The 11901-nt window shown below is 61.5% G+C and carries 9 protein-coding genes; 4 read left to right on the top strand and 5 right to left on the bottom strand.

From position 1 onward, the window contains the following. The first annotated feature begins 17 nt into the window (after window positions 1-17). The 4 genes from GY33_RS0117550 (at window position 18) to GY33_RS0117535 (ending at window position 5079) form a co-directional block, all read left to right on the top strand. Window positions 18-1292, top strand: coding sequence for an IMP cyclohydrolase (locus tag GY33_RS0117550; RefSeq protein WP_031388574.1), 1275 nt, complete (start codon window positions 18-20; stop codon window positions 1290-1292). Window positions 1293-1310: 18 nt separating this feature from the next. Further along, window positions 1311-3404: an RNB domain-containing ribonuclease gene (locus tag GY33_RS0117545; protein WP_051822797.1), complete on the top strand. Its 2094-nt coding sequence runs from the start codon at window positions 1311-1313 to the stop codon at window positions 3402-3404. A gap of 3 nt (window positions 3405-3407) precedes the next feature. After that, window positions 3408-3995, top strand: a complete 588-nt coding sequence (gene plsY / locus GY33_RS0117540) for a glycerol-3-phosphate 1-O-acyltransferase PlsY (protein ID WP_031388572.1) — start codon at window positions 3408-3410, stop codon at window positions 3993-3995. A gap of 94 nt (window positions 3996-4089) precedes the next feature. Beyond that, the gene (locus GY33_RS0117535; RefSeq protein WP_152555246.1) at window positions 4090-5079 is read left to right on the top strand and encodes a hypothetical protein; all 990 of its coding nucleotides are present in this window, start codon (window positions 4090-4092) and stop codon (window positions 5077-5079) included. 97 nt (window positions 5080-5176) lie between these two features. On the opposite strand, the gene GY33_RS0117530 is transcribed toward GY33_RS0117535, so the two are convergent. The 5 genes from GY33_RS0117530 to GY33_RS0117510 form a co-directional block, all read right to left on the bottom strand. After that, on the bottom strand, window positions 5177-5614 hold the full coding sequence (locus GY33_RS0117530; protein WP_031388570.1) for a universal stress protein: 438 nt from the start codon (window positions 5612-5614) through the stop codon (window positions 5177-5179). A 124-nt stretch (window positions 5615-5738) separates the two neighbouring features. After that, window positions 5739-7985, bottom strand: a complete 2247-nt coding sequence (locus tag GY33_RS0117525) for a TRAP transporter permease (protein WP_084185326.1) — start codon at window positions 7983-7985, stop codon at window positions 5739-5741. 97 nt (window positions 7986-8082) lie between these two features. Continuing rightward, window positions 8083-9042 (bottom strand): TAXI family TRAP transporter solute-binding subunit, encoded by a 960-nt coding sequence (locus tag GY33_RS0117520; protein WP_031388568.1) that lies wholly within the window; start codon window positions 9040-9042, stop codon window positions 8083-8085. Window positions 9043-9155: 113 nt separating this feature from the next. Next, window positions 9156-10310, bottom strand: a complete 1155-nt coding sequence (locus GY33_RS19415; protein ID WP_035272610.1) for a M20 family metallopeptidase — start codon at window positions 10308-10310, stop codon at window positions 9156-9158. Between the two features lie 7 nt (window positions 10311-10317). Further along, complete coding sequence (locus tag GY33_RS0117510) at window positions 10318-11901, bottom strand: KamA family radical SAM protein (protein ID WP_035272608.1); 1584 nt, start codon at window positions 11899-11901, stop codon at window positions 10318-10320.

Below are 11901 nucleotides of genomic sequence, written 5' to 3'. Positions count from 1 at the left end.
AGGTATGAGGAGCGACCATGTCCGACCTGAAAGCCATCTACCGCACCTTGTCCGCGGATCCGTTTCCCCGGACCATGACCATCACCCTGGGCGACCAAAAATTGCAGTTCGAAAAGCGCACCTGGCGCATCGACGGGGAGGATCGAGGGCTGCGATACGGGGAAAACCCGGACCAGCCTGCTGCCCTCTACGCCCTGAACCAAGGGACCCTGGAACTGGACGGCGTGGCCTTTCGCGAGGCCGGGGACGGTCTGGTATCGGCCCTGACCGAGGAGCACATGCTTCAGGCCGGCAAACACCCCGGCAAGATCAACCTCACGGACGTGGACAACGGGATCAACATCCTCCAGTACCTGCACACCAAGCCCGCCGCGGTCATTCTCAAACACAACAACCCCTGCGGCGCTGCCTGGGACGAGCTGGGGCTGGAGGCCTCCCTGAAAAAAGCCTTCTGGAGCGACCGAATCGCTGCCTTCGGGGGCACGGTGGTGGTCAATCGAGACGTGGACGCGGCCTGCGCCGCGTTTATTAATGAATCCTACTTCGAGGTGGTGGCTGCTCCAGGCTATGATCCTGAAGCCCTGGAAATGCTCAAGAAGCGCAAAAATCTCCGGATTCTGCGCATTCCCGGCCTGGCGGAGTTGGATACCTTCGCTGACAAGCCCTTCCTGGACGTCAAATCCTTGGCCGACGGCGGACTGATCGTCCAGTTCTCCTTCCGCAACCGCATCCGCGGCCCTCAGGATTTCCTTCCGGCCAAGGCCGACCGCGACGGAGTCCTGGTCCAGGCCAGAACGCCTAATGCCAAGGAAATGGACGACCTGCTTTTTGCCTGGGCCGTGGAGTCCGGGGTGACCTCTAACTCCGTGCTCTTCGTTCGCGACGGGGCCACGGTGGCCGTGGGCACCGGCGAGCAGGACCGGGTCGGGTGCGTCCAGCTGACCATTCACAAAGCCTACACCAAGTACGCGGACTGGCTCAGCTTCACCGAGCAGGGCGTTTCCCTCTACGAGCTTCAGGCCAAGGCCGAGGCCGACCCGGAGCCCCGTCGAATTCTGGAAGACATCCAGGCCCGAACCGAGACGGCCAAGGGCGGCCTGCCCGGCACGGTCCTGGTTTCCGACGGATTCTTCCCCTTTAGGGACGGCGTGGACCTGGCCGTGGCCCAGGGCGTCACGGCCATCGCCCAGCCCGGTGGCTCCATCCGGGACCATGAAGTCATTACCGCGGTCAACCAGGCTGATCCTCAGGTGGCCATGGTCTTCACCGGACAGCGCTCCTTTCGGCATTGATAGAATCTGGAATACGTTTTGACCATATCCCAATCCATTCACAGCTCCCTCCCCGGCCCCGGCTCACTCGTCGAATACCTGCAGGACAATCAGGTCAATCTGGCCGTGATGCTGGAGGAACAGGGCGGGCGAACACGTCTGTTCACCCAGAGAGGTCGGGAAATGAACCTGCCCGCGGCCAGACTATTGCCTTGGCACGGCCCGAAGTATCCCCTCCCGGCCACCCGGGCCGAACATGAAGAGCGGCTGGCTCGCCACCTGGAAACGCGCAAGGCTTTGGCCGAATCCATCGACGTCATGGAAATCTGGAACCTGGCCCAGGGCGAGCTGGACTCGGCTCCGATGGAATGGTTCGCCGACCTGCTCTGGGAAGAACCCGGGCCGGATCAGCGTTCGGCCCTGGGTCGCGTCCTGCTGGAGGCCAAGACCCACTTCAAGTTTCAGCCTCCGTCGTTTCTGATCTATCCGGAACAAACCGTCCAGGCTCGGCTGGCCGAACAGGAAGCGGCCCGCGAGCATCAGGAACTGATCGCGGTCGGACAGGATTTTTTCCACGATTTGTGGAAAATCGGGATCTCCAAGGCTCCCGATGCCCCAGATGCCTCCTTCCCGTCTCCTCCGGAACCCACTGCCACGAAACTCAGGGAATTGCTGCTGCGACGCATGAATCACCCCGAGGATCCGGCAACGGACGATCTCTGGCGCAATCTGACCAAGCGCATCCCGGACCATCCCCAGCAGGCCCTGCTCCTGGCCCAGGCCTGGAGGCTCGTATCGGCCCACCACAACTATCTCCTGGCCCAGGCTGACTACGATTGGCAAGACGAGTGGAGCCGGGAATTCCTGCCGGATATTCAGCGCCTGGAAGAAGCGGTTCAAAGCCGCGCCGTCCCCCCGGAACCCCTTGCGCTGGTCAGCGTGGACTCTCCGTCCACCCGGGACATCGACGACGCCTTCACCTTGGAACGGACCGCGGACCAGGGCTTTCGCCTGACCCTGGCCATTGCCCGGCCCTGCCTGGAATGGTCCTGGCTCTCGGAACTGGACCAGGCCGTGGCCCAACGAGCATCCAGCCTCTACCTGCTCGAAGGGGTCAGCCACATGCTTCCGGAACGGTTGGGAGTCGAGTTGTTCAGCCTGCGCCAGGACATGGAGCGACCAGCCCTGCTTCTGGAATTAGACCTGGACCCCGAAGCCCGGGTCCGGTCCATCGAACCGCGCCTGGGCTGGGTTCGGGTGCAGGCCAATACGCACTACGAACAGGTGGAAGCGGACATCCTGGCTGGGATCGAACCCTTCGCCTCGGCCCACGCCCTGGCCGAAATGCTTCGTGACCATCGCATCGCCGCCAATGCCGTGGTCTTCGATCAGCAAGACCCGCATCTGAAATTGTTCGGCGAGGGAGCGGACATCCAGATCGTGCGGGAGGAAAAGCCGGCCGCCCCCAAGGCGCAGCTTCTGGTCAGCGAATTCATGGTCCTGGCCAACACGGAGCTGGCCAGATGGGCCCGGGACCTCGAAGTTCCCCTGCTTTTCCGGACCCAGAACGTCGCCCTTCCGCCGGGTATCGGCGGATGTTACACGCGACCGGAGGACATGTACCGGATGTCTCGCATGCTGGCCAACGCCGCCATCCAGTCCAAGCCCGCGCCCCACGCCAGCCTCGGCGTCTCGGCCTACGCCTCCGTCACCTCGCCGTTGCGGCGCTATGTGGACTTCATCAACCTGGCCCAGGTGGCTTCCCGACTGGACCAGGGAACGGCCCGGCTGACGAAGCGGGATATTGACGCCGCCCTCCCCTTCTGGCGGGCCAGGATGGAGGCGGTGGGCCGAGTGCAGCGAACCCGGTCGCGCTACTGGAAACTGGTGTATTTACGCCAGCAAAGCGACAACAACAAAATTTGGGACGCGATTTTAGTGGACGAAACACCGACTCAGGCGGTATTCTCTTTGCCCGCCGAGCAGGTACAGGTCCGAGCGCCCAAACGCCTGCTGGGGGACAAGTTTCTCATCGGTGGAAACTTCGGACTCCGCCTGGGAAGGATTGATCCATTACTGAACGAAATCAAAGTGGTGGAGATTATCGATGATCAAACCGAGCAAAAGGAGTAGACGATGTTGAGCATTTTATGGCTGGGCATGAGTTATCTGATCGGGGCCATTCCCTTTGGCCTGCTGTTGACCAAAATGCGGGGCCTGCCCGACCCGCGCCTGCACGGCAGCAAAAACATGGGCGCGACCAACGTGGCCCGGGTTTGCGGCACATGCTGCGGCGCGATGACGCTGATCCTGGACGCCCTTAAAGGCCTCTTCGCCGTGGGCGTGGCCGCCTCCTTCAGCGATTCCTGGCTGTTTCTGTCCCTCACCGCTTTGGCCGTGCTTCTCGGGCACATGTTCTCCGTGTTTCTGGACGGCAAAGGCGGCAAAGGCGTGGCCACCACCGTGGGCATTTTCCTGGGACTGGCCTTTTGGCCGGCCGTGCTGGCCCTGATCGTCTGCCTGACCGTGATCAAGCTGGGCGGGTACGTCTCCCTGGGCTCCCTGGTCCTGGTCACCCTGATGCCCATCTTCATGCTGCTGACCGAATCCTACAGCCTGCTTCCGGTGACCTTGATCATCATGGCCCTGGTTTACTCACGGCATAAGGACAACATCCAGCGCCTCGCCCAAGGCGAGGAACAATCCTGGAGATGCCGCGCCTAGCTGACTTTTCCCGCTCCCGCCATGCTCGCGCATGGCGGGATTTTTTTTGCCCGGTCCCCACTACCGTGTCGCGTATCCGGAGGTCATTTACCCCATGTTCTCGCCCACCACATCCCGATTCTCCCCGCTGTCGGCCACACTTGCCTCGTCTGTTTTCATCGCCCTGTTCATCACGGCCACCCTCATATTCGCCGCTCCAGCCCGAAGCCAGGATGCTCCTCCAGTTTCCGCGACGCCCGAAACGGTCGGAACGGCCGGACCTGGTTTCCGGGGGGCTCCCGCCACAAGCCTGGATTTAAGCGGCTACCATTTGTTCAACAGCGCCTTCAAAGACGATCAAGGCAAGATTTCCGTGACCCAGACCCGCGCGGACGCCTCCTGGTCCCGCTTCAGTCTGGGCTGGCACTCCAACTGGTATTCCTGGGAGGACAAGAGTTCCCTGCCCTTGGGCAACGGACAAGATGCCCTATGGGATTCGCTGCACGTGCTCACCCTCATGGTCAATCAGCGCGGGCTTCTTTCCCAGCGCTGGTCCTACTTCGTCCAGGGAGCGATTCGCTCCGGGTTTGAAAAGGAAGTCTCCAGGTCCGTGGGCGTGGCGGCCAACGGCGGCTTGGTCTATGCCTGGAGTGAAGACTGGACCGTGGGCCTGGGCGGATTCGTCGGTATAGATCCCACAACCAAATTCGCTTTTTCCAGCACCTTCGCCATGGCCGGCCCCTTCGTGCAGTACCGCAATCCTCGCGCCCCGGGCTTCTCCGGCCGCCTCGGATTCCCCAAAAGCGAACTGCGCTACACCCTGTCCCCGGTCTGGTCGACCTGGTTGGGATTCGGCGTCAACTCGGACACCTACCGCCTGGCCGACGACAGTACCGTCATGCCCAGGGGATATGTCCGATCACGGATGTTCACCACCGGCCTCTACCTGGACGTCACTCCCACCCCCACCCTGCTCCTGCGCCTCGGCCCGACCTACAACTTCAGCCGAAGACTGGAAGTCTACGATTCCGGCGGCGACAAACGCCGAAGCCACGACCTGGATGCGACTTTGGGGTTTGAGGCCAAGGTCAGTTGGAGTTTCTAGACCGGAGAAAAGAAATGCCGGGAGCCTCACGGCCCCCGGCATGCTATCGGAGAATTATTGACCTGAAAGATTGATTCAGCCGTCTATTCGACCAAACTCAGTTTTCACACCTGAGCACGAGCACCGAACACTTGGCGTGGCGTACGACCTTGGAAGTATTGGTACCGAGGAGGTAGTCTTGCAGTTTGATGCGGTGGGCGGGCATGATGATCAGGTCGGCCTCGACCTTTTCGGCCATGCGCAGAATCCGGCGATAGATGGAGCCTTGGGCCACGAGGTGCTGGACGTCGATGTCGTCGGGGATATGGGCGTCCACCAGCTCGTGCAGGAGACTTTCCGCGTCGGCCACGATCTTGTCGCCGGCGTCGGAGGGAAAGTAGTCGGCCACGATGGGCATGCCCATGTCCGGAACCACGGTCAAGGCAAACATCTTCGCATCATAAAACCGGCATAACTCAGCGGCGCGCTCCAGACTCATCTTGCGGGTGCGCTCGCCTTCCTGGATATCAATGGGGACCAGGATACGCTTATACATGTCGGCTCCGGGGGTCGGTTAAGGGGTTTAGGGTTCAACGGTTCAATGGTTCACGGTTCAACAGTTAAGGGGGTTGCGGAAAAAAAGCGAGTCCGAGTGCTCATTTTTTGGGAGTGCGGTGCCGTCAGGCCGGGGACGGCGAAGCGTCGCCGCCCGCCCGCCTTGTCCGGTACATCTGCCAGGCGAAAAGGGAAAAATACATGGCCACGCCGAGGATCTGCATGCCCAGACGATCAAAGGGCAGGTAGGCCGCGAAGACGCCCGGACGGAAGGTGGTGGCGCAGACGCAAAGCAGGAACAGCCGCTCCAGCCAGTTGCAGCGCGTGACCAGCCAGCCTTGCAGGGCCGAGGCAAAGGCGAACATGGCGATCAGGCCGGAGAAGAAAACCCAGGTCAGATACCAGGGGTCCTCCAGCCAGATCACCTTGCCGGCTTCAGTCACCCCGGAAATCATCAACAGCTCGGTGTTGAACAGGAAAATGAACGGCAGGATGCCCGTACGCAGGCTGTAGGCGAACCCTTGGACCCCGGTCTTGATCGGGTCCGTGCGGGCGATGGCCGCTCCGGCGTAGGCCGCCAGGCCCACCGGCGGAGTCACGTCGGCCAGGATGCCGAAATAAAAAACGAACAAGTGGGCCGCGATCAGCGGGAAGATCAATCCGGCGTCGCCGCCAAGCTGGATGATCACCGGCGCGGTCAAGGTGGCCATGATAATGTAGTTGGCCGTGGTGGGCATGCCCATGCCCAGGATCAGACTGGTGATGGCCGTAAAGACCAGCATCAGCACGATGTTGCCCATGGACAGGGTGGCGATGATGGTGATGAAGCGACCCACCAGGCCGGTAATGGTCACCACGCCGACGATGATCCCGGCCGTGGCCGTGGCCACGCCCACGGAAACCATGTTCCGCGCCCCCATGATCATCCCGCTCCAGACATCGTGCAGCCCCTGCCATATGGCGGTGAGCAAAAAACGCTTCAGATCAATGTTCGGGTCCAGGGTCCCGGCCCGCTTATGCACGCCCAGGGACAGGAAGGCGATGATCGGCCGCTGGACGAGCATGATCACGATCAGGCTCTCAATGGCGTACAGGGCCGAGGCGATGGGGGAGCGGCGCATGATCACCAGATAGAAGATCAGCACGCCCAGGGGAATGATAAAATGACAGCCCCGGAGCACGGTCTTGCCGAACTTGGGCAGTTCCTTGCGCGGCAGGGCCTTGATGCCCATTTTCAGGGCCTCCAGGTGCACGATGTACAGCAAGGCCAGATACGCAATCAGGGCGGGAAACAAGGCCGCCCGGACCACGTCCAGGTACGGGATACCGATGATCTCGGCCATGATGAACGCCGCGGCGCCCATGATCGGCGGCATGAGTTGCCCGTTGACCGAGGAAGCCACCTCAATGGCCGCGGCCTTGTGCGCAGGAAAGCCGACCTTCTTCATCAGCGGGATGGTGAAGGTTCCGGTGGTCACGGTGTTGGCGATGGAGGAGCCGGAAACCAGGCCGGTCAATCCCGAGGCCATGACAGCGGCCTTGGCCGGACCGCCCCGGAAGGTGCCCAGGGCCGAAAAGGCTACGTCGATGAAATATTTGCCGCCACCGGCTCGGTCCAGAAGCGCCCCAAAGAGGACGAACAGGAACACGAAGTCCGTGGACACGCCCAGAGGGACGCCGAAAATACCCGTGGTGGTCAGGTACATGTCGCTGATGATGAAATCCAGGGGGACGCCCCGGTGGCGGAACAGCGCGGGCAAATGGGGCCCGACAATGGTGTAGATCAGAAAAATGCCCGCCAGAACCGCCAGGGCCGGCCCCAAGGCGCGCCTTGCCGCTTCAAGCAACAGCACGATCAGGATCACGCCCATCCAGATGTCCAGCTGCGAGGGCAGGCCCATCCGGGTGATGATCCCGCTGTAGTCCCACCAGATGTACAGGGCCCCGGCCGTGGCCAGGATGGCCAGCAGGATGTCGTAAATCGGGATGTACGTCCGGATGGAGCGGCGGGCGAAGCTGGGGATCATCTTTTGGGTCCAAGTGACCCACATGGGCGGGCTGTACTGCTTGTAGGCCGGGTAGGCCAGAAAGGCGAGACAGATGGCGAACCCCAGGTGCCAGGAACGGGCGATGTGGGAGTTCATCGGCTGATAGGCCAGATAGAGCTGAAAAGCGGACCATCCCAGACACAACAGGGTGATGATCCAGGCGGCCACGGGATGCTTCGGCTCCCGGGCCCCGGCTTCGACCATGGCCACCATGTCTTCGGCGGACTGGCGAACCCGGGTTTTCTTGCGCGAACCATCCGTATGAGGTTCGGCGGCGGGGTCAACGCCTCGCGGCGTGGTTTCGGTACGGTCCTGATCGGTCATGGCGGGTTTTTATGGCTGTCCGGTACATTGCCGGGGTGCTGAAGGAAGAAACGAACAGGGGCGGTTCGCGAACCGCCCCTGGACAAATGGAGACTGGCTACATCCAGCCCTTTTCCTTGTAGTACTTCTCAGCGCCGGGATGCAGCGGAGCGGACAGCCCCTGCAGCATCTCCTCAGGCTTCAGATTGCGGAACGCGGCGTGGGAAGCACGCAGCTCATCCAGATTTTCAAAAACCGTCTTGACCACGTCGTAGACCACCTGTTCGGAGACGGAGTCGTTGGTGACCACGGTGGCGGTCACGGCGTAGGTCTCGATGTCCCGGTCAATGCCGCGGTAGGTGCCGGCCGGGATGCTGGTCATGATGTAAAAGGGGTGCTCGGCCACGAACGCCTTGACGGCGTCGGAATTCAGGGGAACCATGTCCAGATCCACGGACTGGGCCGGCTCTTCAATGGCCGCGCTGGGATTGCCCACGGTGTAGAAAAAAGCATCAACGTTGCGGTCCACCAGGGCCCGGGAAGCTTCATGCTGCTGCAGCGCTTCGGCCCGGAAATCCGTGTTGAAATCCAGCCCGTACATGCGCAGGACGTCTTCGGCGTTGCCGCGCTGGCCGGAACCGGGATTACCGATGTTCACCCGCTTGCCCTTCAAGCCTTCAACAGTGGTGATGCCCGTGTCTTTGCGAGTGACCAGCATGACGGTCTCGGGATGCATGCTGAACACGCTGCGCAACCCCGTGACCGGCTTGCCTTCCCAGTCCGCGGTGCCGTTGTAGCCCTGATAATTGCGATCGGACTGGGCCACGGCGAAATCGAACGCTCCGCGATCCAGGGCGTTGATGTTGAACACCGAGCCGCCGGTGGGCCGACCGATGTAATTGTACTCCCCGCCCATGTGCTTGTTCATCATGTTGCTGATCTGCAGGGCGACCTGATAGTAAACTCCGGTAATGGACGCTCCACCGAACAGAATGTCCTGCTTGGCCATGGCCTGGGGCGCGGACAACGCCAATCCAAGAGCGACGACCAAGGCTACGAACCATTTCTTTCCTACCATACTCACACCTCCATAACAAAAATGTTAAAAATCGAACAATTTCACCTCTCACCATCTTGTCTGAACTGATATGCCGAAGATGGGTGCTGATGTCAAACGCCGCGGATTCGCAATCAGCGGACCCGATTGCTCCACAAATCCAGCAGCAATGAGGCGACCAGGGCGGAGCGCTCCATCAGACTGCACCTGACAATGTACTCTCTGTCGCTGTGGTCCAGGTCGCCCAGCGGCCCCAGCCCGTCCAGAACCGGAACGCCTCGGTCGGCAATGAAGTTGGCGTCGGAAACCCCAAAGCGAAGCTCGTCGGGCAAACCATATCCCAACCGCGCCGCCTGCCTCCGGGCCGCCGCGTAAAGGCGCTTGTTCGCCTCGGATTGGGGCATGGCCGGGCGGCCCGTGGTTTCAACATGCTCGCAGGACGTACCCGGAACGGTTTGTTCCGCGAAAAGAGCCGCCAACGACTCCCGGAGTCGGGATTGGCCATCAGGTGAGAGAAACCGGGCGTCCACCAGGGCTTGAGCCAACTCCGGGACGGTGTTCGGCCCGATACCGCCTTCCACGTGGCCCACGTTCAGGGTGATTTCCGCGTCTTTGTTAAGAGCTTCCAACGCCGTGATCTTATGAGCCAGTTCCAGGATCGCACTGGCTTTGGAGCCGCCCTTGGCCGCGTGTCCGGCCCTTCCGCGGACCGTCACCCGCAACCCTAATCTGCCCTTGCGGCCCGTGACCACCTCCCGGTTCAGCCCCCCGCCTTCAAACACCAAACAGGCCAGGCATTGCCCGGCTTGCTCCTCGATCCAGGGCCGGGAAGCCGGAGAGCCGATTTCCTCGTCGGAATTACACAAAAACGTCACAGGCATCGCATCCAAAGCTCCAAGGGCCTGGAGCGCCTTGAGCGCGTATACGCCCACCACCAGGCCGCCCTTCATGTCGTAAACCCCGGGCCCGCGACATATCTCACCGTCTTCCTGAAAAGCAGTGAACGAAGTGTTCGCGGGGAACACGGTATCCATGTGCCCCACCAAGGCGAACCCGGATTCGCCGGAAATCCACGGCATGGAAGAGGCCTGGACCATGTTTCCGTAGTCGGCAAAGGGCAGGATTCGGACGTCCGGCAAGACCTGTCCCAGAACCTCGCTCATGGATTCGGCCATAAGGTCCAGACCCGGCTTGTTCCGGCTGCCGCTCTGGATCTCCACCAAACGCCGCAGCAGTTCAACGGCTTCGGTTTCCCGGTCCGCCAGGTAGGCGATGATTTGATCGCGCATGGACGGACTATTCTTCCGTATCAGCTTGATATCTGGCGAACCCGAAATCCTGGCGAGCGTATTCCCGAGGGTCGGCGTCCGGGTACATGACCCGCTCCTCGCTCCAGGGCTTCTGCATCCGCAGATTTCCGTCCTTGCGCCCGAGAAGGTTGGTTTTGTGCAGGGGGATCTTGCCCCCGGCCGTGGCGATGTACCGGGGGATGGCATCGCCGGAGATGTTGCCGTACATGCTCTCGATAATCTCCTGGCCCTTGGCCACCGGAACGCGCAAATGAGTGAACTGCGGGTTGCGGTAGCTGCAATTAAACACATAGTAGGGGCGAACGTAGGCCTCCTGGATGGTTTCGCACAGCTTCCACATCTTGATCTTCGTGTCGTTGATGCCCTTGAGCAGGACGGCCTGGTTCATCACCGCCATGACCCGCCCGGAAATCGCCTTGAACGCGGCCTTGGACACCGGAGTGATCTCCTGGGCCGTGTTGATCTGGGTAACCACGCGCACCGGCTTGCGGTCGTTGCTGGCCTCAAGGATGTCCAGCAATTCCTCGTCCACCCGCTGCGGCGTTGTGACCGGAATCCTGGTCCCCAGGCGCTTCATCCGCACGTGCTCAATGGAGTCCAACTCGCCCAGGAGCCATTCCAGCATGGAGTTGGGCAGCACGAAAGCGTCCCCGCCGGTAACCAGGACGTCTCGGATTTCCGGATTGGCCCGGATGTAGTCCAGGGCCTCGCCGTAGGCCTCCTTGCTGTAGATCCGGTCCTTGGTGCCGATATGCGCAATGCGCAGACAGTGGGTGCAGTACATGGCGCACATATTGGTGGCCTTGATGGTCACCACTCGGGGATAGAACTGGTCGATCAGCCGGGCCGGTGAATGGTCCGCGGCCACCGGCGGGATCTCCACCCCGGCGTTGTCGACCATTTCCGCAGTGGGCACGGCTTGAAGCAGCACGGGGTCGTTGCTCCGGTCCGGCAGAATCAGGCTGGCATAGTACGGGGTCAGCCGCATCCGGTATGTTTGGGTGACCCTCCGGACCTCTTCCACGGCCTTGGCCGGCAGATCAATAACCGAGGCCAGCGCGTCCACGTCCTCCACGGCATGGCGCAACTGCCCGGAGTAGGAGTTCCAGTCCTCGTCGGTCATGCCCAGAACGCCCTTGATCCGTGCCTGGTTCTCCAGAATCCGCTCCCAGGCCTCGATGCCGCTGGGCGCCTCGTCTGGGTGACGCTCCAGGTAATCGGCGATCCGGGCCTTGGCCTCCCGGACAATAGGCTGAGCCTTACCCACCCGACCGCCCACGGTCACGCCGTGCTCATCCAGTTTGGCATGCTTGTCCGCCAAAGTGACAAGCTCATCCCGTGTCAGGCCGAGTTGCTCCGGTGTCGTGCCCTGCTCGCCATGAATCCGCGCCAAATTTGCGAACAGTTCGACAATGGGACCGGTGCGGTCCTGGGTCAGGGCCGCGTCCTTCAACTCGGCCACTGCGGCAAGCTGTTCCTCCGATGCGGAAGTTTCCTTTTCAGCCATGAACAAGTCTTCAAAAAAATTCTCGGTAAACGAATCCAAGACATACGGCGTCGTGCTGCTCAT

It is taken from the genome of Desulfonatronum thiodismutans, assembly GCF_000717475.1.
GTDB lineage: Bacteria > Desulfobacterota > Desulfovibrionia > Desulfovibrionales > Desulfonatronaceae > Desulfonatronum > Desulfonatronum thiodismutans.
Note: the sequence above shows the minus strand (reverse complement) of the source record. Positions and strands in the feature narration are given on the sequence as shown.

Excerpts from the sequence above, each read along its gene's own strand:
- plsY (WP_031388572.1), top strand. The coding sequence starts at position 3,408 with ATGTTGAGCATTTTATGGCTGGGCATGAGTTATCTGATCGGGGCCATT.
- GY33_RS0117530 (WP_031388570.1), bottom strand. The coding sequence starts at position 5,614 with ATGTATAAGCGTATCCTGGTCCCCATTGATATCCAGGAAGGCGAGCGC.
- GY33_RS0117525 (WP_084185326.1), bottom strand. The coding sequence starts at position 7,985 with ATGACCGATCAGGACCGTACCGAAACCACGCCGCGAGGCGTTGACCCC.
- GY33_RS0117520 (WP_031388568.1), bottom strand. The coding sequence starts at position 9,042 with ATGGTAGGAAAGAAATGGTTCGTAGCCTTGGTCGTCGCTCTTGGATTG.
- GY33_RS19415 (WP_035272610.1), bottom strand. The coding sequence starts at position 10,310 with ATGCGCGATCAAATCATCGCCTACCTGGCGGACCGGGAAACCGAAGCC.
- GY33_RS0117535 (WP_152555246.1), top strand. The coding sequence starts at position 4,090 with ATGTTCTCGCCCACCACATCCCGATTCTCCCCGCTGTCGGCCACACTT.
- GY33_RS0117550 (WP_031388574.1), top strand. The coding sequence starts at position 18 with ATGTCCGACCTGAAAGCCATCTACCGCACCTTGTCCGCGGATCCGTTT.
- GY33_RS0117510 (WP_035272608.1), bottom strand. The coding sequence starts at position 11,901 with ATGAGCAGCACGACGCCGTATGTCTTGGATTCGTTTACCGAGAATTTT.